The sequence below is a fragment of the Paenibacillus sp. IHB B 3415 genome (genome assembly GCF_000802655.2).
Classification (GTDB): domain Bacteria; phylum Bacillota; class Bacilli; order Paenibacillales; family Paenibacillaceae; genus Paenibacillus_AQ; species Paenibacillus_AQ phytohabitans.
In genome coordinates this window covers 53,549-77,018 of the sequence record NZ_JUEI01000026.1, presented here as the reverse complement: position 1 = coordinate 77,018, position 23,470 = coordinate 53,549, and the positions used below count along the sequence as shown (strand labels likewise).

The window sequence follows — 23,470 nt, the reverse complement described above, 5'->3', positions numbered from 1 at the left end:
ACATAAATAATGAGTTTCAGCCCGGAGCTTTTCGCAAATGTTAGACTATTGGGAGGATTCACTCTCCAGACGGCGCTCAATAGCTTCTGACATTGTTTTGTCCGTGAGATGGGCATAGATTTCGGTGGTTTCAGTTGAAGCATGTCCGAGCTGTTCCTTCGTCCTGTAAATATCATTTTGCAGATAATAGTCGGTTGCGAAGGAGTGCCGCAGCTTGTGTACAGTCAGATAAGGTTTGCCGAACCGCTTGGCGTATTTGATAATCATTTCTTGAATCGCCCGCTTGGTCATCCGTTTGCCCTCAGTGCTGCCATTTGGCAGGGTGATGAAGAGCGCTTTTTCCCGTTTCGGAGTCTTATATCTGGACTGGCGGAGGCTGAGGTACAAGCTGAGATCGTCCTTGGCCTGCTCGCGGAAATAGACCGGGGTCTTGAAGGTTTCGTCATTATGACCCTTACGGAAGACATATAGCAGCTTGTTGTTCACATCCAGATCATCCACATTGAGATTGACTACCTCGGATACGCGCAGGCCGGAGTTCAAAATCAGACTGGCAATACAGGCATCCCGCTCACGGTTCAGCTGAAAAGAATAATAAGCCTGCTTGTTGGCTTCTACATCTTTGCCATAACCCTCGAAGATATAGCCTACGAATTCCAGCAGCTCCTCATCCTCCAGAATTTTGCCCTTCAGCTTGGCGGCCGTATCCTTCGGTTTGTGAATGCGTTTGATCTCCACCTTGGCCATAATATTACGCTTAAGCAGCGGATAAAAGTTCTCATCCTCCGCAATCTGGCTTAAGTAGTGGAAAAGGGAGCGCAATGCAGACAGCTTGCGGGACACGGTAACGCGTGTATTCGCACTCTCAGCCCGGGTTGTCAGATGCAGGCGGTAACCGACAATGCTGTCCATATGCAGGGTCTCCAGATCGAGCAGCGTAATTTCAGTATTGCTCGCAGCTGCGGATAGACCTTCACCGCGCAGCCAGCCGAAAAAAGATTCATAATCACGGATATACTCCAGCAGAGTGGAGGGGGACAGATCCGGACGTTTGTAATCAATGAACTGCTGCACGAACCAGGGCATCTGCGGCAGACGCTGGTCGAGGTTTTTCCGGTCGGTGTTTTTTTGAATACTGATAGGAATCACCTTCTTTTTAGTTTGCCGGAAGTCGGTAGGGTTGTCATTCTATCTTAACATGTTTTAGCATTTTATGGCATGAATCTGTTACCGGGAAAGCAGTGCCCTTGCTCCTGATGTGACAAAGTTATATGATGTGAAGTAAACGAAAACGGCAGAGGTGAACCTGATGGAACTTGGAATCGAGCTGGTTCCTAAAGAGCAGAAGCAGATTATAAGCAGACTAATGCAGTTCTATTTGTATGATTTTACGCGGTACCTGGAGCTGCAGGTGGACCGTGACGGATTGTTTCCGTCTTATCCCGGGCTGGAGGCCTACTGGAACAGCGGTCTAAACAAGTTTGCCTACTTATTCACGGTAGACGGCAATATCGCCGGCTTTGCGCTTGTAGACCGGCTACTGCGTGATCCGGAGGGACAGTTCTATATGACGGAGTTTTTTGTGATGCAGAAATACCGCCGCAGCGGCGTAGGAACCTGGGCTGCACACCGGCTGTTCGATATGTTCCCCGGCGACTGGAAGGTCTCGCAGATCCGCGCGAATACGCCTGCGCGTAACTTCTGGCACCGGGTGATCGGTTCATATACAGGAGGGGAGTTCCAGGAGAGGTTCAACTCCCGGCAAGGCAATCCCAGCCAATACTTCAGCACATTAAATACTAATAGGATTAAGAAATAAATGCGGAATGCCATAACATGAATGAATTCACTGGTTCATCACATACAATTCCCAGAATGGCGCGCAACTTTAAGGCGCTTCCAGCGTCTGGTAAATGAGGTGATCACAAATGTCCATGTGTAAAAGTGCACTCGGAGCGGGCTGCATTACAATGGTATTAGCGCTCAGCACAGGCTGCGGCAACGGGGCAGAGATTAATTCGTACGGTGCCGGGGGGATGGCACAGCCGTCCGCAACGACAGCTGCAACAGCTGCAGTATCCGTTACTCCTTCTCCAGCCCCTGCTACCCCGGCAGTAATCCTAACAGAACCGCCTGCGGTCAAATCAGTCGCGCTGATTCCGGCAGTGCTGGATTATACCGAGAGCGGCAGAGGATATGTGATTAAGGGAGAGGTTGTACAAGCTTCATTCTCGGCAGATCAGACTTTGCCTTTGGGGCTGTTCATGCCCGAAACGATGGTGCGGTTTGAACAGGACGGAAGGACCGCCTGGGGCACACCGGATAAACAGAATTATATTACTTTAATTAAACTTGATGGAGCAGATACGGCAGCTGGTGATGGAGAATTTGGGCCAGGCAATGATCTGGTGCTGCTGAAATATAAGGAATACCTCGGAAGCAAAGTAGAAGACAGCAAAGTAAAAGGAAGCCAGACGGCCGAAGCATTCAAATTCACGGCGAAAGATCAGGCTTACAGGGCGGAAATCCATATACAGGATGAACAACGTACAACTTTGCTTCCTGTGTTCATTGATATGCTTAGAGATGTTGAATATATGAAGAAGCAACCGCCCATCACTCCAGGTGTGTTCTTAACAGCGCCGGATGTTGGAAGTGATCCTGGGAAAAAGCAAGCGCTGCAGGAAACGATGGACTGTCTTGAAGCCTGGGCGGCAGGGGATAAGGAGAAATTCGACTCTACTCTGTACTCACTGCAGCTTAATGAAGCTCTGCAGTTTTTTCTGGATAATAAGAATGTCTATCATTTCTCCGAATTGACCGTCCGGGGCATTCCTATGGAAGGGGCCAAACGGGCTGCCTTCATCGTCAGCTATACCCGGATGACTTCAGAGGGATATATTGTTGATGGAGCTAATGAGATCTCTCTGCTCAAAAACAAGCAAGGTGAATGGAAGATAGCTAGTATTGATTAGCCGGTTAATAAGGTTGTATGCAGATATTAAGTGTGCTATGATTTGCACATATTAGTAGCAGTGAAGGAGTCACTACTTCCCATGGCAGAGCTCAAACGATTTGGTTATGGATTGCAGGCGTTAGTCGTGCTCGCTTCATCTAAGGAACAGTACTCAAGCAGGGAGATTGCTGAACAGATCCGCTGCGAGCCGACAGCGCTGCGCAAGATCCTGTCCCGGCTTACTGAAGCCGGTTATATTGAGGTACGTCAAGGCCGGGGCGGAGGCTATATGCTGGCTAAACAACCTGGAGATATTACCCTGGCAGAGGTATATCTGTCCATGCATGATGACGTACCTATGCTGGACAGCATGCTGGACACTACCGGCAATCATTTGTTTGGACAGAAGGTCCGCCAGTCCTTCGATCAGATTATGACGGATATCCGTTTCCAGGTTGAGCATGTGCTGAAATCCTATACGGTTGCTGATTTGGTGGAGTGACGGCTGAGATTCCGTGGCCGTTCTCCAAACACATGCTTTTTTTGATTTAAAATGTGCAAATAAATGCACAATTTAATAGCACTATTCAATTATGGAGGAGATTAAATGAGAATACACTGGTTTGGACACTCCACATTTCAGCTCACATCTGAGCAGGGGACGGTAATTCTGATTGATCCGTACGGGAAATTCCTAGGCTACCGGATGCCCCGGGTTAGGGCGGATATACTGGCAGTCACCCATGATCATAAGGATCACAATCAGGTTCATATCGCTGAAGGCGACTACGAACTAATTAATAACCCAGGGCATTTCAGTGTAAAAGGAGTGGAGATTCATGGGGTGCCCACTTATCATGATGATGCCGAAGGGGCCAAAAAAGGCAGCAATACGGTCTTTGTCTTCACCGTCGACGGACTGCGGGTTTGTCATGCCGGTGACCTCGGCCATATTCTGACCCCGGAACAAGTGGAGCAGATAGGGGAGGTTGATGTGTTGATGATTCCTGTCGGCGGAAGAATGACGCTGGATGGTACTGGAGCAGCGGAAGTGGTGAAGCAGCTGCAGCCGGCGGTTGCCATTCCTATGCATTACAGCACCAAAGCGCTGGGACTGCTCGGCCGGTTTTATTTTGCCAAAGCGGATAAGTTCTTGCAGGCTGCAGGTCGGCCTGTTAACGATGTAGAAGAGCTGGTGATTACCGGTGAGACCCTTGCCGGACTGAATCACATCTATACTCTCCAATATGAACCAAGCTGAATGGGCTGGAAAAGAGGATTGTTGATGTCAACCCTATCTGTGACTCGGCGTAAACCGCTATATGTTCTGATTACCCTGATTACCGCTTTGGCTGGCGGGGGGATCTTTATGCTGCTGCATCTGCCGTTGCCTTGGCTGCTCGGCCCTATGATCACTGTGCTGACCGGTTCCAATCTGCGTAAGCAAGTATATATCTGGCCCGGACAAATACGGAATACCGGGATGATTATCGTCGGCTATACGATTGGACTCTCGTTGACCGGTTCAGCACTGAATCAAATAGCTTATCAGCTGCCCTCTATGCTGCTTATGACTACGCTTCTGCTGCTGTTCTGCGCCGGAATTGCGGTGATTGTATCTAAGGTGTCGGGAACCAACTACAAGACCATCCTGCTGGGAAGTATCCCCGGCGGCTTAACCCAGATGCTGGTGCTGGCCGAAGAGTCGGAGGATATCAATCTTACGGTTGTAACCGTCATTCAGGTGGTCCGGCTGATGATGATTATTCTCTGTGTGCCGCTGCTGATCTACAGTCCCTTGTTTGCCAGCCACGCTGGCGGGGGAGAGAGTACATCTCTTCTGGTTGAATCTGCGGCCGGGTGGGGAGGGCTATTCCCGAATATCTTTTATTTTGGCGTTGCTTGTACGGTATGCGGAATTGTAGGCCAAAAGATTAAATTTCCCACCGCGTATCTCCTCGGTCCGGCTATTATTACGGCTATTCTGCAGATCAGCGGTCTTCAGGGGCCCGCGCTTCCGGATGTTCTGATCAATGCCGCGCAGCTGATGATTGGGGTATATGTCGGACTGCTGCTCGATCCGCGTAAGCTGAACAATAAACTGCTGACACTATCGCTGGCTGTAGGCAGCGGGGCAGTGCTGATAGCAGGGGCGTATGGCCTGAGTCTGCTGTTCGCTTATCTGGATTCGGTATCATCAGCAACTGCGCTTCTCAGTCTTGCTCCCGGAGGGATGGATCAGATGAGTCTGATCGCGCATGAGGTAGGGGCGGATTTGCCAACGGTGGCGGGTTATCAGTTATTCCGGACGTTTTTCATTTTTTTTGCGGTTCCGCCGTTGTTTAAATTGATCTTCCGGGAGAAAAAAAGCAAGACGGCAACAATTAGTTAACATAATAATTATTATGTTAACTAACTGCTGCGTTTGGTCAGCTAAAGCGGAATTGAAGTGAAAAGAGAACTTAAAAGAGAACTTAAAAGAGAACTTAAAGCAAAGCTTGGGATGCCCTCCGGGGATTGGTCCCGGGCTTTTTCTGCTCGTGCAATTGGGGAATTTCTCAAAATGTAAAAATAGTCACATCATTTAAGGTATCCCGGTGCATATAATTTGTATTGAACGGTGTTAAAAAACATTACAGTGTTAAATTAAATAACGCCTTGTTAAAGGAGTCTTACAATCATGGGCAAAGAAGAGAGACAAGAGCAGGAACGTGAAGCGATGCGTAATTTGATTCTGACAACGGCTGGTGAACTAGTGGCCGAGAAGGGGATTGAGCAGCTGTCTATCCGCAAGATCGCTGAACGGATGGAGTATTCCGCCGGGATCATTTATCACTATTTTCAGGGAAAGGAGGATATAGTGGAGCAGCTTCTTCAGCAGGGGTACAGGGAGTTGATGGGCGGACTAACAGCCGGATCAGACACTGCGCAGAGTGAAGTATCAGCTGAGGATAACTTAAGCCAGTCGCTGTCACAGTTTATCCGGATGACCACCGCGGAAGGATCACAGTACCGGAATGTGATGCTAAATGATTCGCCTGCTGTACTTAACCATACTGCAGTACTGCATAAAGGGGCTGCACTGGAGCGTAATGCGATCAGCATGCTCTGCAGGACTCTACGCCAATTCAGAGGGATGGCAGCCCGCAAAGAGGAGGAAATTGAACTTACTGCCCAAGTGATCTGGAGTGCGGCATTTGGACTGATCATGAGGCTGAGCGTCGAGAAGAATCTGCCGGAGGAGCAGAAGGAAGCGCTGATTACCCGGCATGTCGAGGCAATGCTGCTCATTGCAGGGAGTCGGGAATGAGTTTTTACGATTATTTTGCTAAGGGGTAGAAGGCGATGGGGTATAGACGATCAGTTGGCATTTTAACGGGATTAATTATTATCCTTGCGATAGCCGCGTCGGGGTACGGATTACTGTCAGGTCAAGGACCTGGGGAGAAAGGGAGTTCTGAATCCTTTACCTCAATCCGGGGTGAGAAGGTCGAATTATATGGTAGTGGAATCTATAAAAATGATTCAATTTCCGTCGTTGCCCAGGCCAAAGCCCAGGATGGAGTTACACTGGTACTGGGGGTTCCCTTGCTGCTCGTTTCACTGGTTATGAGCTTCAGAGGGCGGGTCAGAGGGCGGCTGCTGTTAGCTGGAGCCTTGGGATATTTTACGTATACTTATGCGTCCTACAGCTTCCTGTCTATGTACAATAACCTGTTTCTAATCTATGTAATATTGTTCTCATCCAGCTTATTTGCATTTATTCTGACTCTGCTGTCATTAGAGAAGGAGAAGGTAGAGCGTTTCTTTAGACCAAGTTTACCGGCACAAAGCATAGGTTTATTCCTGCTTTTCACCTCATTAATGATCATGTTGTTATGGCTGGGCAGGCTCGCTGGTTCTTATCGCCAAGGGACAGCACCTGAAGGATTGGAGCATTACAGCACATTGGTGATTCAGGCACTCGATTTAGCCATTGTTGTTCCGCTATCTTCAATTACCGGGGTACTGCTCATTCGCAGACGGCCTTATGGTTATCTGCTTGCTTCTGTAGTCATAGTAAAAGCTGCGGCCCTGCTAACCTCCATCACTGCCATGATCATTGGGATGCTGAGGGCGGGAGTAAGTGTATCTACAGTAGAGCTGATAGCGTTTCCTGCGTTTAATTTAGGTGCTATTGTTTGTTTATACCTTGTATTAAGCAATGTACAGGAACCGGGATAGTCTTCAAACCCATTTACCATAGATAAGGAGCGGCGGATAATATGAGTAATAGAACACTGATTCTATATGCAGGCAAGTATGGATGTACCGAGAAAGCGGCATTTCTGTTGAAATCGAGGCTTGGAGAGGCTGAGGCTGTGAATCTAAAGTATGCCAAAGTGCCGGCGCTGGCTGCCTATGACACGGTGATTCTGGGCAGTTCCATCTACTACGGTAAAATCCGTAAAGAAATGGCGGCATTCACTTCCAAATACGGGCAGGAGCTGTCGGGTAAGCGGCTCGGGTTATTCATCTGTGCAGGGATGACGGGGGAGAAAGCGGAGCAGGAGCTTCAGCAAGCTTATCCGGAGGTATTGTACAAGAAGGCACTTGCCAAGGAAATCCTGGGCGATGAGATTTATCCGGAGAGAATTTCAGCACTGGACAAATGGGTTCTGCGGATGGTCAAGGGGAAAGGGAATGAAGCTGGAGCTGGATTATCGATGAATAAGCTCGAAGGATTCGCGCGTGCCATGACAGTGAGTTAGATTGGCTGCAAGCCAACGGCAGGGGCTGAAATGATAAAGTTTCTGTAAAAGAGCGGCAGCTAAGGAAATTGATCCTGTGCAAAGAGCTGCCGCTGCATTGATTTTGGGAAGATATAGCATTCAACTCTATTTAGGGTAACATAAATATAATTATGTTAACTAACAATCTGTATGTATCTCTAAAAATAACAGACCGTCCCCCTATGTATTATACTATTTCAACATATGAAAAATTCATAATAGGAAAAACTTCCCCAATTACTCCACTTAGCTACCTCACTCGCCTGCAAATTAAATATGTACCTATCCACAAACAGATAGAAAAAGGATGGAAATACCACAACCAGCTACAGAAATCAACAGTATTTATTGCGATTAATTAACGGATCTCTTCCGTCAATTTTGATGCCATTTCCAGTGACCTCAGCGCATGCTGCAGAGAGAGGATGGAGTCCGTACCGTCCTGCAGACATTGGAGTGCATGGCGTAAGCTTTTTTCATAAGGATTGTTAGGGGTCAATGGAATTTTCTCTTTGCCTATAGACGTATATGCGGTTAAACTGGCCTCTATATCCCCGTTCGCATAACCGACCTCGTGGAACACCAGCTTCGCCTGATCGAAATAAGCTTCATAACCGACGGTAAAAGGATAAGACTCCGGCATCTGCGAAGAGACAATCAGCTGTGCGCTCACCTCAGGTTGAAGGAAGGAAGCATGCACCAATGCTTGACCGTCTTTAGCTCCAGAGGTACCCCAGACCGCAGAAGGTGCAGGTGAATCCAGCAGCCATTCGATGAAATCCAGATCATGAATCATCAGATTAGCTGCGATCTTGGAGAGGCCCAGGTCCCCCCATAGCGGTGCCGTTTCCCGGCGCAAGGTGACTTGCAGCAAATTGCCGTATGTAAGCTCTTGAACTGCCTTATATAAGTACTCATAGGCATAATCGAATTTGATGAATTGATTGACCAGAATTCTCCGGCCGTAATGCTGTTCAGCCAAGAGCATCTCCCGTGCATCTTCCGGCTCCAGGGCAACCGGCGTTTCGCAAAATACATGCTTCCCGCGTCTCAGCGCCTCCACAGCATAAGTCTTATGAAGCGCAGAAGGCAGACAGATATCTATTACATCCAACCCGGGATCAGACATTATATCTTCTATAGACAACGTGATCTCTACCCCAAGCTCTTCCTGTAACTTCAGCAGCTTGGCTTCATTACGTCCAAAGATGACCACACGGTCTGTAGACTCCAGTTGCTTCAAGATCGATGCATGATAGGCTCCAAAACCTGTTCCCAATATGCCAATATTCATTTACAGCAGCTCCTTAGATTTGATACATTCATCATAACGTCCTATTGTTGACAACAGAGTGGCAAGAATAGAGTTGTGAAATGATGCGTCATTGAAATGTAGAAACTGGAGGGATAGGATGCGGCTGCACCGCTTGATTGCAATTCTTTTATTGGTTGAATCCAGGGGTAGGATGAAGGCAGCTGCTCTGGCAGAGGCCCTCGAAACGTCCGTCCGCTCCATTTACAGAGATATTGATGTCCTGGCTGAATCGGGCATTCCTCTCGTTACAACAACCGGGCCGAACGGCGGAATTTCATTGATGGAGGGCTATACGGTGAATCTGCGGCGGCTGCATGGCGAAGAGGTGGTTCAGCTGTTTTTGACAGGGATGGGGATGCCTGCAGGCGGTTCGGGTGAGACCGGTCTTCTGCTCCAAAATGCTCTGCTGAAGCTCGAAGCAAGCTTGCCCGCTCCTTATCAGGAGGATATCCGTGCCGCGCAGAGCCGTTTTCTGTTCGATGATACACCGTGGTGGAGTGAGCGGGCGGTAGTGCCATATCTGGAGACGCTGCGTACTGCGGTGTGGCGAGGCAGACGAATTGAGACGAAGTACCGCAAAGTGAATGGAGATCTCTCCTGCCGGAAGCTGCATCCCTATGGACTTGTTGTCAAGCAAGGCGAATGGTATCTGGCCGCTTATTGCGAGGGCGCAGAGGCTGTTCGTACGTTTAAATGCGAGCGGTTTGCCGCGGTGTCGTTAATAGAGGGGACCTATACTATCCCTGAACACTTCTCCCTGCAGGAATACTGGAAGGAAGGAGAGCTTGCCTTCATTAATGCCAGCAAAGCACGGGAAATCTACCCCGTAGTCATCCGCACGCCTGTGCATAATCAGGGGATCAATAAGAGGTTAGAAGTTATGAATACGGAACCAGAGGGTGAATTCCAGATCATCACTGCGAATATGTACGACTATGAGACTGCGTGTGAGAAGGTGCTGCCCTTGCTCGTCCAAGCTGAAATTATGGAACCGGCAGAGCTTCGGGAGTACATTAGCAGTCAGGTGCGTACATGGAATAGAATGTATTGTTGAGATTGATATTGTTGAGATAGGGTAACATAATTAATATTATGTTAACTTATTAAGAGTGAGTGGTTGTTAAGCAATAGTTCGGTAGTGAATTTATGGTAGCATGTTATTGTTATAGAGCAAGGTAGTCAAAATAATCCCCAGACCTAAGCTTCTCAGCCAAGTCTGGGGATTATTAATGTCTTAGGCACTTATGTTATCCTTATTGCCAGCTTCGGCAAGCTCTCTGCTCCGGAGCCTTCTGTGCGCCGTAATCAGGAAAGGCAGACCCAGCGCGGTAGTCAAAGCCAGCGGCACGAATACGGCCGGACCATTCGCCGTACCGAATTGATCGAGCAGCAGGCCTCCCAGAATAGGCGCCATTACATTGCCGAGATTATTGAAGCCGATGGTGCCGAAATAAGTACCTTTCCACTCCGGACGGGCAATCCGGTCTATCAGCATATCCATCATCGTGAAGAGCAGGACTTCCCCGACTGTGAACAGCACGACACTGAACATAATCAGCGCGACTCCGCCAGGCATGCCAAACAGCAGCAGACTGAGAGCAACGCAGCTATTACCCAGGATTAGAGGAATGACCGGCGGGAATTTGCTGGCTGTACGGACGATCGGATACTGCACAATCAGCACCGTTACCGCATTCAGAGAGAGCATGTAGGAGAAGAGCTGTTTGCCATTACTGAAATGGGGGTTGTTCGCCAGATATTGCGCCAGTGTTGAACTGAAGTGCCCATATCCCAGCACGCAGAAGATCGTACCGAGCAGAACGGGCAGGAAGACCTTATCCCTTCCGGTGGTAGACAGCGCTTCAAGCAGCTTCGGTGTCCGGGCTTCGCCATGAACCGGCAGGCTGGCACGATGTACAGAGAATTGCAGGAACAGTACAAGTCCATAGGCGATATAGACGATCCCCGCGATCAGGAACGGGAACGTGGATTTGGCTGAGCCCAGCTGCAGGCCAATGATCGGCCCGAAGACTACACCCAGATTCACCGCGGCATACCGGAGATTGAAGACCAGCAGCTTGTGATCCGGAGGTGTAATATCCGAGAGTAAAGCCCGCGAGGTCGGTTCGAATACTGCACGGCATAGCCCATTTAGCGTATTGACGAGGAAAAAGACCCATAAATGCTGCGCGGCTGAGAAGCCGAAGAATACGCAGGCCCAGCCGAAAACGGAGACCAGCATAACGATTTTGCGGCCGATCACGTCAGATATGTAACCGCCGTAGAAGCTGATCAGAACACCCGCCAGAGAGCTGACGGCTACCGTAAATCCTGTTTGGGTGGCAGTAGCGCCCAGGACTTGTGTCAGGTAAATCGATAGAAAAGGGATACTCATGGAGGTGACCAGCCGGCCAAACATCGTTCCGATGATAATGGTCCAAGCCAGAGGATGAATGTGCCGCAGATGCTGTTTCATAGAATCAGATGTCTCCTAATCGGGTGATTGAATTTGGCGAATGCTTCTTGATGCTGTATTAAGTATAATTGTATAGATAAAAGGATGAAATAAAAGTGTAAGGATTTCATGTGACTTTTCACCTTTAAAGGAGTCTGGATATATGGACAATGGCAGCATGAATTATCTCTGTTTGGCCGCGGCTTTAGACCCGTCTTTTAGTATACAGCAGCCCATTCCGGTCACTATTGAGCAACTAACCGGCATCCTGTGCTGCACGCCGCGCAATGTAAAGTTTATTCTGCGGAAGCTCGAGGAACAGCAATTGATCACATGGATACCCGGCAGAGGCAGAGGGAATTATTCGCAGCTGACGTTCCTGCGCAGTGTGGACGAGGTGCTGGAGGAGAAGTTTCAGGACATGGTCCATAAAGGCCGGATTAAACCGGCGATCGAGTTAATTAGCCAATATCAGGTGAACGAGCCGCTTAAGGAACGCCTGCTGGCAGTACTCGACAAACAAATGGGCTTCTGGAGTGAGCCGGACTCCACATCCGGGCAGGAGGTGCTGCGGATTTCCCGTAACCGCCCGATGGAGAAGCTGGACCCGGCGATGGTGTACACAGCTTTTGAAACCTATTTGCTGGGGCATATTTGCAGTACATTAATTACCTATGATGCAGAGAATGGCAGCTTTCTGCCTGGGCTGGCGCATACTTGGGAGGCCAATCCGGACAGTACAAGTTACCTGTTCTATTTGCGTAAGGGGGTAAGGTTTCACCACGGACGGGGGATGACTTCACGGGATGTCAAAGAGACCTTGCAGCGTCTGACCGATCTGAATAGTCCGGCGATCAGCCATTTTAAGGATATCTGTCATGTCGAGCTGGAAAGTGATTATCGTATCCGGTTTGACCTCGTGCAGCCCAATACCTTTTTTCTGCATCTGTTCAGTTCAATCTATATGTCTATTCTGCCTTATGATGTGGATTTCGCCGCTAATCCGGTAGGGACGGGGCCATATCAGGTACTGGATCTGAATGAGGATGTACTGGTGCTAGGCGCATATGACCTCTATTACGGAATCCGCCCACTGCTGGACCGGGTAGAAATCTGGTATTTACCGCATTTGGGATCGAGTGTCCGCCAGTATCAGCTTACGGATGCCGGGCACAACCCGCTTCCTGCCGGGGAAGAGCAGGGTCATAGCATTGATTACCCGGCCTTGGGCTGCCGCTATATCCTGTTTAATTTTAGAAGAGAAGGACTTCACCATCAGCAGGCTGTACGGCAAGCGTTACGGATATTGTACAATCAGCCGGCCATGATCCGGGAGCTCGGGGGCAACCGGATTATGCCGGCGGACAGCTTTTTACCCTGGAAGAGTAATCAGCAGGAGTTCAGAGAGCCATTGCTTGAGGAAGCAAAAGCGCTGCTTCAGGCTGGCGGCTATGGGGGAGAAGTGCTGACGATTGCCTACCGGAGCCGGAAGGAGGATCAGGAGGAGGCTTTATGGCTGCAGGAACGCGGCGGGAGGATCGGACTTAAGCTCCAGCTGCATCCTTTGACCGAATACGATCTCGCAGATATCATGGGCTATGCTGACTTGCTGATTGCCGAAGAGGTGCTGGAGGATGACTGGCAGTGGGGGATGATCAATTATTTCCGCAATGAGTCGAACTATCTGCATGATCTGCTGCTGGATCGTCAGAAACTGGCGCTGCAGCGGGTACTGGAGCATTTCTCCCGACTGCCTGCTGAAAAGCGGGCGGAGCTGCTGGATCTGGCGGAAGACCAATTGCGCGACAACTGCTGGGTGCTCTATGGCTGCCATATGAACAAAAAAGCGCAGCTTAGCCAAAACCTGTTCGGACTGCAGACCGGCTCTTTCGGATTTCTGGATATTTCGAAGCTATGGGTTAAATCGGGATTCCAGTAATTCAACCTCCAACTCACCGCAGCTGATAGAAAATTGCCGCATGGGGTAAATAGATACATAGACCACGGCGGGAGCCGTACGAAATCAGCTGCGGAGGCGTTTGCCGGATTTCGGTATATGAGCTTAAGGAGGCTGCCGGATAATGGAGCAGACAAACGAAAGCATAAGAAGCTTAATCAAGAAGGGCAATAAATCCTCAGGCTCGGCTGCTATCGGCAATACAGGTATTGCCATCGTTAAGGGAATCGCTTTTGCACTGACAGGCAGCGGTTCAATGTTTGCCACAATGATGCATTCGATTGCCGACGCTGTGAATCAGATGTTTGTATTTACAGGCAGTGTGCTGGCTGAGAAAAGACCGACACGCCGCTTCCCGGACGGATTCGGACGGGTGATTAATCTGTTCTGCATGGTGGCCGTAATTGTCGTGACCATCATGGCGTACGAGACAATGCATGAAGGCTTCCATCTGCTGAAGCATCCGGCTACGGACTCGCAAGGCTACTGGATCAATGTGCTCGTACTTGTGCTGTCGATCGCGGCAGACGGGTTCGTCTGGGTTAAGGCGATGAACGAGGTGCTGCATGAATCACGGGTTGAGGCTAAAGGGCTGGGCAAGTTCACGGCTTCCCTCAAAAATGTGAAAAGAGCCGCCCCGCCTACCCGGCTTGTCTACTATGAGGATCTGGTTGCAACCAGCGGAGGGCTGCTCGCCATGATTGCTATTCTGGTTACTGCTTTTACCAATTTCAAGCTGCTGGATGGTATGAGCAGTATTCTGATTGCGTTCATGATGATCGGGGTGGCCTTCCGTGTCGGCTACGACAACATGGTCGGGTTGATCGGCGTGGCTGCACCGCCGGAGATTGAGGAGCGGGTGGCGAAGATTATTTTTGATGACCCGTGGGTGACGGATATTTATCAGATGCGGATTCTGCAGGAGGGACGTTATTACCACGTAGAAGGACTCATTGAGCTGAAACGGGGATTGACGCTCGCCGATGCCGATGACATTAAGTTCAAAGTGAGGGACAGACTGCTTGCAGACCCGCATATCTCCGATGTGACGCTCGGCATACTCGAAGATAACGGCATTCAGAACTGGGTGCCGCAGCATGATCTGCAATAAGTCTCATAAGCTGGAACAGGAGAGAGGGTTAACTTGAGAAACGGCTGCTGCCCCTAGGGGACAAGCAAGCCGTTTCTTTGTGCAGGCGAAGCTGGGATTAGCTCAGACCGCCGCCTGCTGCTTTCCGTCACATTTCTTGCAGACGGTGAGCTTATCGCCCGCCGGACTTTTGCCGAAGTACAACAGCTTGATACGGGTGCTCCCGCAGATCGGGCAGGTACCTCTTGCTCTGGAAGGGGTGCGCCAGAGTGCTTTGCCGCGCTTGTTTTTGGCCATGATACGTCCCACCTTTGTAATGTATACCCCTATCCTATGCCCAGAGGGAACCTACGGTTCTGCCGGAGCTGAAATCATTTGAAGGGAAGAGACGTCCGTTGAAAAAGGGGCTAAATTGGCTGAAATATGCCCCGAAAAAACAGCGTATAACATAAATTATACGCTGTTTCAGTTCTGAGAGACTTTTATATGAATTCAGGCACTAGTGATCAGCTCAAATAGAGTTAATTTAGTAGAATAATAATATATTAATGTAATATAATCCCATTCGTGAAATTTGCTTATGCTTTCATGGTTTCTGCGCTCTGAACGCATGCTATAATAATTGGAAAACAAATGCTGGAGGTATTGTATTGGTACATAGCAGCCCGAAACATAAATGGAGATCGGACAAGCTGTCTCATCTGGGGTCGTCGATTTTTGCGGAGGTGGCCGATTGGAAGGCGGAAGCGCGAAAGTCTGGACTGGAGGTCATTGATCTCGGAATTGGCAGTCCGGACCGTGCGCCTCTACCTGAGATCCGTCAAGCCTTAAGTGAAGCGGTGCAGCGGGAGGACAGTTATTCTTATCCGGCTTCCAAAGGAAGTGAAGCATTCCGTAAGCAGGCGGCCAACTGGATGAAATGGCGTTTCGATGCTGAAGTTGATCCGAATGAAGAAATCGTATCCCTGATGGGTTCGCAGGACGGACTGGCACATCTCGCACTCGCGGTCTGCAATCCTGGGGATCTGGCGATTGTGCCGGACCCCGGCTATCCGATCTATTCAGGATCACTGGCTATAGCCGGTGTTAGAGCCTGGCCGCTGCCGCTGCTGGAAGAGAATGCATTCCGTCCCGACCTGGAGAGTATTCCTGATGAGGTATGGTGTGAAGCGGTATTTATATTACTCAGCTTTCCCGGCAATCCTATTTCCGTTACGGTAGATCTGGCTTATATGGAGCGGTTAGTGGAGCTTGCCCATAAATGGGATGTGCTGATCATACATGATCTGGCCTATTCGGAGATGGGCTTCAATGGCTACCGGCCGATCAGTATCCTTCAGGTCCCTGGAGCGCTGGATACGGCCGTTGAATTTCATTCCTTCTCCAAAAGCTTCAATATGGCCGGCTGCCGCATCGGCTTCATGACGGGCAATGCTCAGGCCGTCGGAGCGCTGCGGGAGCTGAAGAGCAATGTGGATTACGGTGTCTTCAACCCCATCCAGGAAGCTGCAGTCGTAGCGCTGGAACAGGCAATGAATTCCGGACCGGAGCAGGGAGTGGCTGCGCTGTATGAGCGCCGCAGGAATGTTTTTGTGGAAGCCTTGGCATATGAAGGATGGATGGTGCCATTGCCGGAAGCAACGATGTTTATCTGGGCGAGGCTGCCGGAGAACTATGGGGTGAACGGTGAAGCCGGAAGATCACAGAGCTTCGCCCATGAACTGCTGCTGAAGACCGGGGTAGCGGTGATTCCCGGAAGTGCTTTTGGGAGCCAGGGAGAGGGGTTCGTCAGAATAGCGCTGGTTGAGGATGAAGAGCGGCTTCTGGAAGCCGCCCGGGGGGTAGGGGGGTAGCCAGGGAGAGGGGTTCGTCAGAATAGCGCTGGTTGAGGATGAAGAGCGGCTTCTGGAAGCCGCCCGGAGGATAGGGGAGTTTCTGCGTACGAACGTTTAAACTTTGTGTATGTTACTGATATTCTTTTGGCAGGGCAACGGCTAATATATGGTGTTCAGTAGGAATCAGCGCGGTTCCATGATCGATGGTTATATTGCCGAAGTATGGATACTTTGCGGCGCTGTTGATCATCCCCAGCAATGCGCCGGTATCGGAATGGTTAATCGAGATATAGCCATTCTTGTAAATGGCGAATACTGCCTTGCCAATGTGCTGCAGGTGCTCCACCTTGTCTGCCGGATGATCGAACGCAACAACTTTACCGTTTGCAAGATTGATTCCGCTAATCTGTGTCTCATGCTGGAAGAAGGCCATTCCGTCCGCCGGACCGGCCAGCCAGTTGCCGAAGTTAGCATAGCTTGTCGGGGCTGTATCGGTATCCGCTCTACGTTTAAAGCGCGTCAGAGTATATTCATCCTGGTCGAGATTCCCGTCTACTGTATAAACATAAGAGTTCTGGATGGAGGTTGCGAAGCTCCCCAATCTGGAGATGTCGTCCAGCGGATTATAGTTTTCCCGGCCGGAAATCTTGCCTGTAGCGGGATTCAGCTGTACCAGAGTCAGCTGGTAACCCGGCACGGCCATTGCCGTATTCCCCGCCGCAGTTTTTGCTTGCTCACGGAGTAATAGTTGTCCATTCTGATAAGTCACATAACTATATAAACCCTCAATTCTCCACAGCCGCTTCCCGGTAGCCGGATCAAGGCCGTAGAATTGGGTACGGATGTTATCGACCGTGCTGGAAACGACAAACACACCTGAATATTCTCCATAAATGGTCCCCGCATACATAGGAATATCCTTATTCTCCCATAGTTTCTTTCCGGAAACCGGGTTATAGGCCGCGACAACGCCGTACTCATTGGCAAAATAGACTTTTCCGTTAATCAGGCGGGCCTGTGCCCCAATCTCTATAGGCCGCTCCGACACCTTAACCTTCCAGATCAGCTTTCCGGTGGCAGCGGACACTTTGACGAGCTGTTCCTGATTGTCGATGAAGAATACGGAGTTATTCGTGACGATTTGCGGATGCGCCCCCTGTTTATGGGACCACTGAACTTTGCCGGAGGCTATATTTTTGGCGTAAAGCGTATTGTTGATGTCTGAGTAGTAGAGAATTCCGTTCATAATAGGCGGCTTGCTGTCATACATGCCCATGCCATCCGTGGCTACTTGCCACTTCAGGGGCAGCAGCAGATCTTTGGAGACTGCAGAGACTGCATTGTTCGCGGAAGCAGCGTATGCTGTACCCGGCAAAAGGTCTGCTGAAGAGAGAGCGGTGACGGATGAGAGCAGGGAAAGGGCGAGTATGCTGGTGAGGATGGATTTCATTGGCGGCATCTGAGTCATCTCCTTGATGTGTCTTGTTCTAAATAGTAAGACGCCGGGAGGAAGGATTGGTTGCTAAAATAAGGAAGACAATATTGTAACCGTAGGTACAGCCACAACGATAACTACAATCATAACTACAATCATAACAATAACGTAACATAATATACATTATGTTAACTTAGTAATTCGTTGAGCGGTTTTTAGGGTAATAAGGAGCAACTACAGTTATTAGGAGGTTGCCTTTATGGGATTCAATTTCGGAGGTTTTGGCGATAAAATACAAGGGCTGGTAGATACATTCAAAGAGGGCGGAGTCGGTGAGCTGCTGCAAAAGCTTCCGCTAGATCAGCTGCCTGTCGATCAATTGCTGGAGAAGCTGCCGCTGGATCAACTGTTGTCGGGTTCTTTTCTGCAAAAGTTCACACCGTTCGAATCATTGACGGAGCTTCTGCAAAGCGGGGGATTCTCTGCCGGATCAGCAGAGGAGCTGAAATCGCTGCCGCAGGATCAGCTGAACGAGCATGTCACGAAAACTACCTCCTTCAGCTCACTGAAGGACATGCTGGTCAAAGCGGCGGAGTTCTATTCCCAGCGGAAGTAGCGCGTTTATCTCCATAATTAGACCAGCGTGAACCAGTCTGATTCAATAAAACAGCGGCAGCTCCGGATGTATATCATCCATGGCTGCCGCTGTTTTGGCAGCTCCGGATGTATATCATCCATGGCTGCCGCTGTTTTCATTATGTGATTTCGTATTTTAACGTAATCTTTATTGCTTGAGCCAGGCCGTTGCCAGCAGCAGGGCCCCTTTTTTGGCATGGGTCTCTGCCAGGGCGTTAAGCATCACGAAGTCGTGGATGATGCCCTGGAACCGCACTGCCGTAACCGGCACTCCTGCTTCGCGGAGTTTGGCGGCGTAGGCTTCGCCCTCATCCCGCAGCACATCCGCTTCGCCGGTGATGATTAAGGCTTCCGGCAGACCGCTAAGCTGCTCCAGGCTGGCCCGCAGCGGGGAAGCGGTAATCTGTGCCCGCTCCTCCGGATCAGTGGTATATTGATCCCAGAACCATTTCATGCCGGTGCGCTGCAGGAAATATCCTTCGGCGAACAGGTGATATGATTCTGTATCGAAGGCTGCATCGGTTACCGGATAGAACAGCAGCTGCTTGGAGATTGCCGGGCCGCTGCGTTCCTTGGCCATCAGTGTGATGGCCGCAGTCATATTGCCGCCAACACTGTCTCCGGCAACGCTAAGCTTGGACGCATCCAGCCCGTAAGTGGAGCTTTCTTGGGCAATCCATTCCAGTACAGCGTAGATTTCTTCAATGGCTGTAGGATATTTGGCTTCGGGAGAGAGGCTGTACTCCGGGAAAACGACGGCAGCTTCGGCACCGACGGCCAGCTCGCGGATTAAGCGGTCATGCGTATGGCTGTTGCCGAATACCCAGCCGGCTCCATGAATATAGAGTATGACCGGAAGAGAAGTAGAAGCGGAGCCGATAGGACGGACAATGCGTACCTTCACCTCACCACCAGGGCCGCCGGATACCGTCAGATCCTGGATATCCGCTTCGGGCTTGAATATTTCACTGGATTGGACTGTATTTACAGTTTCGCGGCCTTTCTCAGGCCCCAGGTCGGGCAGAAAGGGAGGCTCGGAGTTGTCATCAGCGAATTTCTGGGCTGCGGGCTCGAGAACAATTTTGTTGTCTTCAGGCATGGTTTATAGTCTCCTTCTTAGATCTGATTTAGGTCAGGCTCTCCTTCATCCATAACCATCTGACACTTTTCTGAAACGTATAGCGAACGGAAGCCCCTGGTCAGGGGCTAGTAACTCCGCCGCTCATATAGATAAACAGGCTGCATCCTCCAAATAAGGAGGAGTGCAGCCTGTTTCTTATAAGCGTTCTTATAATGCGCGCCGGGAAATTTCTTCAGCATCGCTAGCTACAGGATTATTCCCTGCACGTTTCTGCATCCTCCAAATAAGGAGGAGTGCAGCCTGTTTCTTATAAGCGTTCTTATAATGCGCGCCGGGAAATTTCTTCAGCATCGCTAGCTACAGGATTATTCCCTGCACGTTTACGTCCCTGTCTTAAATAATCCACCAGAGCAAACAACAGTGTGATCAGCAGCGGATACATTATCGCCCAGCCTGTAAACGGAAACACGGCTACTGTAGCGGCAAAAGAAATCCAACTGATCGTTACGCCTGCCCGGCTGCCCCGCAAGAGGCGGATTCCTGCAGCACACCCGCCAATATAGGTGAGGATAAAGGTGGCATTGGGGAATTTAATCAGTGTCGTAATCGAGAGCAGGCCGCTGCCGTAGAGCGATAACACTGCTATGAAGCAGAGGGTCAGGAAGCCGATCGCTCCCACAGGTGTCTGATACCGGTGGGATAAGCGGCCCATCCATTTCGGGGCATATCCCTGCCGTGACAAGGCGTAAGCTACGCGTGATGCAGCGCTTGAGTAGGCGATGATCGTCGCCGTACAGATGAAGAGTCCGGTGAGTCCGGCAATGAAACCGCCCCAGGCTCCAAGCGGCTGGCTGATGATCCAGACCAGCGAAGAGTCGGCACCTCCGCGCAGATAGCTCTGCGTACCGACAGTGGCGAGTGCCGAGAGGAAATAGAGGATACCGACAATGACCGCAGCGATGGTAACACCCTTGACTGCAGCGCGCTGCGGGTCCTTGAATTCTTCAGACAGATGCGAGACGGCCTCCCAGCCGATGAAGCACCAGAAGAGAATCGCCGCCGCCTGCCCGACACTCTTCCAGCCATGCGGAACAAATGGGGTGAAGTGTATACTCTCCATTCTTGGCAGAGCCGCAGCAAAAGAGAAGACCAGTACGGCAACAATCGCGATAACCACGGCGATTTGTACTTTACCGGCAACCTTCATACCGATCCAGTTGGTAATCAGTCCAATGGCCAGCATCCCTGCAGCGATAGCAATTCGGGCCGAATCGCCCCAGCCCATGGAGGCTGTCATATATCCCGCACCGGTCAGTGCAGCGACAGGACCGCCAATCGGCACGGACATGAGGAAGAACCAGCCGACCAGTGCGCCTTCCTTCGGGCCGAAGGCCAGGGTGACAAAGTGGGATACCCCACCGGCATTAGGGAATTTGGCCGACAGCAGACCCATGGACAGCGCAAGCGGGAGAATCAGCAGGGTCATGAATCCCCAGGCCAGCAGCGAAGCGGGTCCAGCCATCTCCGCTGCCAGTCCGGGTACGATTAACACACCTGAGCCGAGGACGGCTCCTATGTACAGGGCAATAGCCTGCGGCATCCCGATATTCCGTTGTAATGATTTATTTTCCTTCATATAAATAGTCCCGCTTTCCTTGTATTTAAATATAGAGTATCAGATAATAGATCCATTGGAAAAACGGAATTATCGAATGGAATCCATTCGAATAACCGATAGGTTGAAGGAGGCACTATGGAGTCTAAGCATCTGTTCACCTTTCTCGTTGTAGTTGAGACCGGCAGCTTTACCCGCGCAGCCCAGAAGCTTGATTACGCCCAGTCCAGCATTACCGCACAGATTCAGGCGCTGGAGGCAGAACTTGAGCAGCCCCTGTTTGACCGGATCAGCAAAAAGATCATTCTCACCGATGCCGGCCGCCGCCTCCTGCCGTATGCCCAGGAAATCTCCAAGATGCACACGATGGCCGAGAACGCCCTGCGGTCGGAGACGGAAATATCCGGTTCGCTGCGGATTGGTGCACCTGAATCTTTAGCAGCCTTCCGCCTCCCGGGGATTATTAAGGAATTCCGCAGCCGGCATCCGCAGGTGCAGATTACACTGAAGCCGGGAGCCTGCTGGGAGCTGACGGAATTCGTCCGCTCAGGTGAGCTTGATCTAGCCTTTCTTCTCCAACCGGAGACGGAGTACAAGGAGATGTACTGTGACACGCTGATCCATGAAGCCATGACGCTGGTCGCTCCGCTCGATCACCCGCTGCTGGAATTGGAAGAAGTAGAACCGCTGCATCTTAAAAATGTAACGATTCTGCATACGGAAACAGGCTGCACCTACCGCACCCTATTCGAGCGGCATCTGAACAGCCATGGGGTATTCCCCGATCCGAATCTGGAGTTCTGGAGCATTGAAGCGATTAAGCAGTGCGTAATGGCTGGACTCGGCATCTCATTCCTGCCACTGATTACGGTACGCAGAGAATTGGCGGAAGGCAAGCTGGGCCGGCTGAACTGGAATGATGAATCCCAGCGGGTGGCGACCCAAATTGCATATCACAGCAAAAAGTGGAAATCCCCAGCGTTAAGTGAGTTTCTTGGAACGGTGCAGAAGCATGCTGTAATGTGGAGGGAAGAGGAGGAGCACAGGGCATGAATGAGCCGGAGCTTGAATATGAAGAAGAGCTGGATGCCTTTCTGATCTGGATGAAGGACGCCGGCTACACAGCATATACCCAGAAATCCTATCTTGCTGATACACGGGAATTTCTGGGCAGTCTTAATGGACGGGAGCTGGGTACTGTTAAAAAACTGCAGGTTGTCTCCTATCTGACTTCTGTACGGGAACGCGGGGTAAGTGATGCGACACGTAACCGCAAGCATGCCTCAATAAGCTGCCTCTTCAAGGCACTGACGGAGCTGGAGCTGCTGAATATTAATCCGGCCGCCGGAATCAAGAAGTCCAAAACCGAAAAAAACCGTGAGCCGGTCTATCTGGATGAACAAGACCTGCAGCGGTTTCTGTCAGCGGTAGACGGCAAATACAGAAGCCGCAATCTGGCTGTTTTTTTGCTGATGTCGTATATGGGGCTGCGGGTAGGGGAAGTACATACGCTGAATCAGAGTGATTATAATGTAGAGAGACGTTCGCTGCGTGTCTTCGGCAAAGGACGCAAATGGCGCAACGTCCCGGTTCCTGAGGATATTGCCCCGTATCTTGACCAGGCGCTGACCGACCGCCTTAATCCTTGGCACAGCAAGGAGGAGGCGATGTTCATCTCGCAAAAAGGCCGCCGGCTCTCCATCCGCGGCATCCAAGGGATTGCTGCGGATACATTCAGCCGCTTCCAGAGTGAAGTGCCTTCATCCCAGCGCCGGCCGTACTCCAGCCATAAGCTGCGGCACTCCTTTGCCACCATGCTGCTGCGCAAGGGAGCGGATCTGCGTACGGTGCAGGAGCTGCTGGGCCATTCCTCGATCCAGACGACAACTGTATACACACATATTACGAGCCGTGAGAAGGAAGAAGCTATGTCCAGACTGCAGATCGGCATGCCGTATAAGACAGGCAGCGGTGACTCGTGAACCTGGGGCTAACAGCCTCAATACACACTATGAACTTTTGTTCAAAACATAACGCATAAATCACACGGAATGTGCATTTTTATAATGACAACACCGCCTTGAATTGCTACCATGAGAAGGGGTTATTATTCAGGGTATAAGGCGGAGAGGGACAAGCCTCGAAGTCGTAGACACACGATTAGACCATGGATAAAAGAAATTGATAAGCTGGACAGCATTTCTGACTTTAATTGGTTAACGCGTCTTCGCACGTCTGATGGTAAGGCGGGCTGGAGAAGAAGTAGAGTCTGAATCTTGAATCCCTTCCTATAAGTAAAATAGCCGCCAATCCACAGAGGATT

General features: G+C 50.5%; 22 protein-coding genes. 15 read left to right on the top strand and 7 right to left on the bottom strand.

All coding sequences use genetic code 11. The features are described 5' to 3' along the window. Nucleotides 1-45: 45 nt before the first annotated feature. The gene (gene xerS, locus QW71_RS14070; RefSeq protein WP_039299309.1) at nt 46-1,140 is read right to left on the bottom strand and encodes a tyrosine recombinase XerS; all 1,095 of its coding nucleotides are present in this window, start codon (nt 1,138-1,140) and stop codon (nt 46-48) included. Nucleotides 1,141-1,309: 169 nt separating this feature from the next. Between xerS and QW71_RS14065 the strand changes: the two genes are divergently transcribed. The 8 genes from QW71_RS14065 to QW71_RS14030 all read left to right on the top strand — a co-directional run bounded on the left by QW71_RS14065 (nt 1,310) and on the right by QW71_RS14030 (nt 7,707). After that, nucleotides 1,310-1,819: a GNAT family N-acetyltransferase gene (locus QW71_RS14065; protein WP_039299018.1), complete on the top strand. Its 510-nt coding sequence runs from the start codon at nt 1,310-1,312 to the stop codon at nt 1,817-1,819. Between the two features lie 109 nt (nt 1,820-1,928). Then, the gene (locus tag QW71_RS14060; RefSeq protein ID WP_039299015.1) at nt 1,929-2,975 is read left to right on the top strand and encodes a hypothetical protein; all 1,047 of its coding nucleotides are present in this window, start codon (nt 1,929-1,931) and stop codon (nt 2,973-2,975) included. A gap of 81 nt (nt 2,976-3,056) precedes the next feature. Beyond that, nucleotides 3,057-3,458: an Rrf2 family transcriptional regulator gene (locus QW71_RS14055; protein WP_039299014.1), complete on the top strand. Its 402-nt coding sequence runs from the start codon at nt 3,057-3,059 to the stop codon at nt 3,456-3,458. Between the two features lie 105 nt (nt 3,459-3,563). Then, nucleotides 3,564-4,217 (top strand): MBL fold metallo-hydrolase, encoded by a 654-nt coding sequence (locus tag QW71_RS14050; RefSeq protein WP_039299012.1) that lies wholly within the window; start codon nt 3,564-3,566, stop codon nt 4,215-4,217. 24 nt (nt 4,218-4,241) lie between these two features. Continuing rightward, nucleotides 4,242-5,348 carry an AbrB family transcriptional regulator gene (locus tag QW71_RS14045; RefSeq protein WP_039299010.1) on the top strand — a complete coding sequence of 369 codons (1,107 nt, stop codon included), beginning with the start codon at nt 4,242-4,244 and terminating at the stop codon, nt 5,346-5,348. A 288-nt stretch (nt 5,349-5,636) separates the two neighbouring features. Beyond that, nucleotides 5,637-6,266 (top strand): TetR/AcrR family transcriptional regulator, encoded by a 630-nt coding sequence (locus QW71_RS14040; protein ID WP_039299009.1) that lies wholly within the window; start codon nt 5,637-5,639, stop codon nt 6,264-6,266. 35 nt (nt 6,267-6,301) lie between these two features. Next, a complete protein-coding gene (locus QW71_RS14035; protein WP_052770025.1) occupies nt 6,302-7,180 on the top strand; it encodes a hypothetical protein in 879 nt (292 codons plus the stop codon). 41 nt (nt 7,181-7,221) lie between these two features. Then, nucleotides 7,222-7,707, top strand: a complete 486-nt coding sequence (locus QW71_RS14030; RefSeq protein ID WP_052770024.1) for a flavodoxin domain-containing protein — start codon at nt 7,222-7,224, stop codon at nt 7,705-7,707. A 379-nt stretch (nt 7,708-8,086) separates the two neighbouring features. Here the strand turns inward: QW71_RS14030 and QW71_RS14025 are convergent, their stop codons facing one another. Further along, complete coding sequence (locus QW71_RS14025; RefSeq protein WP_039299008.1) at nt 8,087-9,022, bottom strand: Gfo/Idh/MocA family protein; 936 nt, start codon at nt 9,020-9,022, stop codon at nt 8,087-8,089. Nucleotides 9,023-9,140: 118 nt separating this feature from the next. On the opposite strand from QW71_RS14025, the gene QW71_RS14020 reads away from it, so the two are divergent. Further along, nucleotides 9,141-10,097, top strand: a complete 957-nt coding sequence (locus tag QW71_RS14020) for a YafY family protein (protein ID WP_039299006.1) — start codon at nt 9,141-9,143, stop codon at nt 10,095-10,097. Between the two features lie 180 nt (nt 10,098-10,277). Here the strand turns inward: QW71_RS14020 and QW71_RS14015 are convergent, their stop codons facing one another. After that, entirely contained in the window at nt 10,278-11,519 is a 1,242-nt protein-coding gene (locus tag QW71_RS14015; RefSeq protein WP_039299004.1) for an MFS transporter, read from the bottom strand. Between the two features lie 142 nt (nt 11,520-11,661). Here QW71_RS14015 and QW71_RS14010 point away from each other — a divergent pair, with 142 nt between their 5' ends. Next, nucleotides 11,662-13,437 carry an ABC transporter substrate-binding protein gene (locus tag QW71_RS14010; protein ID WP_039298999.1) on the top strand — a complete coding sequence of 592 codons (1,776 nt, stop codon included), beginning with the start codon at nt 11,662-11,664 and terminating at the stop codon, nt 13,435-13,437. A gap of 142 nt (nt 13,438-13,579) precedes the next feature. Next, a complete protein-coding gene (locus QW71_RS14005) occupies nt 13,580-14,566 on the top strand; it encodes a cation diffusion facilitator family transporter (RefSeq protein ID WP_039298996.1) in 987 nt (328 codons plus the stop codon). A 102-nt stretch (nt 14,567-14,668) separates the two neighbouring features. Here the strand turns inward: QW71_RS14005 and QW71_RS40935 are convergent, their stop codons facing one another. Then, entirely contained in the window at nt 14,669-14,842 is a 174-nt protein-coding gene (locus QW71_RS40935; protein ID WP_200905923.1) for a hypothetical protein, read from the bottom strand. A gap of 353 nt (nt 14,843-15,195) precedes the next feature. Here QW71_RS40935 and QW71_RS14000 point away from each other — a divergent pair, with 353 nt between their 5' ends. Continuing rightward, complete coding sequence (locus QW71_RS14000) at nt 15,196-16,398, top strand: aminotransferase class I/II-fold pyridoxal phosphate-dependent enzyme (protein ID WP_039298992.1); 1,203 nt, start codon at nt 15,196-15,198, stop codon at nt 16,396-16,398. 112 nt (nt 16,399-16,510) lie between these two features. Here QW71_RS14000 and QW71_RS13995 read toward each other — a convergent pair whose 3' ends face one another. Further along, on the bottom strand, nt 16,511-17,839 hold the full coding sequence (locus QW71_RS13995) for a PQQ-binding-like beta-propeller repeat protein (protein WP_039298989.1): 1,329 nt from the start codon (nt 17,837-17,839) through the stop codon (nt 16,511-16,513). A 235-nt stretch (nt 17,840-18,074) separates the two neighbouring features. On the opposite strand from QW71_RS13995, the gene QW71_RS13990 reads away from it, so the two are divergent. Continuing rightward, nucleotides 18,075-18,431, top strand: a complete 357-nt coding sequence (locus QW71_RS13990; protein WP_052770023.1) for a hypothetical protein — start codon at nt 18,075-18,077, stop codon at nt 18,429-18,431. 168 nt (nt 18,432-18,599) lie between these two features. Here QW71_RS13990 and QW71_RS13985 read toward each other — a convergent pair whose 3' ends face one another. Together QW71_RS13985 and QW71_RS13980 are read right to left on the bottom strand one after the other, a co-directional pair. Then, nucleotides 18,600-19,550 (bottom strand): alpha/beta hydrolase, encoded by a 951-nt coding sequence (locus QW71_RS13985; RefSeq protein WP_039298987.1) that lies wholly within the window; start codon nt 19,548-19,550, stop codon nt 18,600-18,602. A gap of 301 nt (nt 19,551-19,851) precedes the next feature. After that, the gene (locus QW71_RS13980; protein ID WP_039298984.1) at nt 19,852-21,168 is read right to left on the bottom strand and encodes an APC family permease; all 1,317 of its coding nucleotides are present in this window, start codon (nt 21,166-21,168) and stop codon (nt 19,852-19,854) included. 117 nt (nt 21,169-21,285) lie between these two features. On the opposite strand from QW71_RS13980, the gene QW71_RS13975 reads away from it, so the two are divergent. After that, nucleotides 21,286-22,200, top strand: coding sequence for a LysR family transcriptional regulator (locus QW71_RS13975; protein WP_039298981.1), 915 nt, complete (start codon nt 21,286-21,288; stop codon nt 22,198-22,200). Then, nucleotides 22,197-23,129 (top strand): tyrosine-type recombinase/integrase, encoded by a 933-nt coding sequence (locus QW71_RS13970; protein WP_047013777.1) that lies wholly within the window; start codon nt 22,197-22,199, stop codon nt 23,127-23,129. The genes QW71_RS13975 and QW71_RS13970 overlap by 4 nt, the downstream gene beginning before the upstream one ends. The last annotated feature ends 341 nt before the right edge of the window (nt 23,130-23,470 follow it).

Coding starts and splice junctions, on each gene's coding strand:
- QW71_RS14065 (WP_039299018.1), top strand. CDS start 1,310: ATGGAACTTGGAATCGAGCTGGTTCCTAAAGAGCAGAAGCAGATTATA.
- QW71_RS14060 (WP_039299015.1), top strand. CDS start 1,929: ATGTCCATGTGTAAAAGTGCACTCGGAGCGGGCTGCATTACAATGGTA.
- QW71_RS14055 (WP_039299014.1), top strand. CDS start 3,057: ATGGCAGAGCTCAAACGATTTGGTTATGGATTGCAGGCGTTAGTCGTG.
- QW71_RS14050 (WP_039299012.1), top strand. CDS start 3,564: ATGAGAATACACTGGTTTGGACACTCCACATTTCAGCTCACATCTGAG.
- QW71_RS14045 (WP_039299010.1), top strand. CDS start 4,242: ATGTCAACCCTATCTGTGACTCGGCGTAAACCGCTATATGTTCTGATT.
- QW71_RS14040 (WP_039299009.1), top strand. CDS start 5,637: ATGGGCAAAGAAGAGAGACAAGAGCAGGAACGTGAAGCGATGCGTAAT.
- QW71_RS14035 (WP_052770025.1), top strand. CDS start 6,302: ATGGGGTATAGACGATCAGTTGGCATTTTAACGGGATTAATTATTATC.
- QW71_RS14030 (WP_052770024.1), top strand. CDS start 7,222: ATGAGTAATAGAACACTGATTCTATATGCAGGCAAGTATGGATGTACC.
- QW71_RS14025 (WP_039299008.1), bottom strand. CDS start 9,022: ATGAATATTGGCATATTGGGAACAGGTTTTGGAGCCTATCATGCATCG.
- QW71_RS14020 (WP_039299006.1), top strand. CDS start 9,141: ATGCGGCTGCACCGCTTGATTGCAATTCTTTTATTGGTTGAATCCAGG.
- QW71_RS14015 (WP_039299004.1), bottom strand. CDS start 11,519: ATGAAACAGCATCTGCGGCACATTCATCCTCTGGCTTGGACCATTATC.
- QW71_RS14010 (WP_039298999.1), top strand. CDS start 11,662: ATGGACAATGGCAGCATGAATTATCTCTGTTTGGCCGCGGCTTTAGAC.
- QW71_RS14005 (WP_039298996.1), top strand. CDS start 13,580: ATGGAGCAGACAAACGAAAGCATAAGAAGCTTAATCAAGAAGGGCAAT.
- QW71_RS40935 (WP_200905923.1), bottom strand. CDS start 14,842: ATGGCCAAAAACAAGCGCGGCAAAGCACTCTGGCGCACCCCTTCCAGA.
- QW71_RS13995 (WP_039298989.1), bottom strand. CDS start 17,839: ATGCCGCCAATGAAATCCATCCTCACCAGCATACTCGCCCTTTCCCTG.
- QW71_RS13990 (WP_052770023.1), top strand. CDS start 18,075: ATGGGATTCAATTTCGGAGGTTTTGGCGATAAAATACAAGGGCTGGTA.
- QW71_RS13985 (WP_039298987.1), bottom strand. CDS start 19,550: ATGCCTGAAGACAACAAAATTGTTCTCGAGCCCGCAGCCCAGAAATTC.
- QW71_RS13980 (WP_039298984.1), bottom strand. CDS start 21,168: ATGAAGGAAAATAAATCATTACAACGGAATATCGGGATGCCGCAGGCT.
- QW71_RS13975 (WP_039298981.1), top strand. CDS start 21,286: ATGGAGTCTAAGCATCTGTTCACCTTTCTCGTTGTAGTTGAGACCGGC.
- QW71_RS13970 (WP_047013777.1), top strand. CDS start 22,197: ATGAATGAGCCGGAGCTTGAATATGAAGAAGAGCTGGATGCCTTTCTG.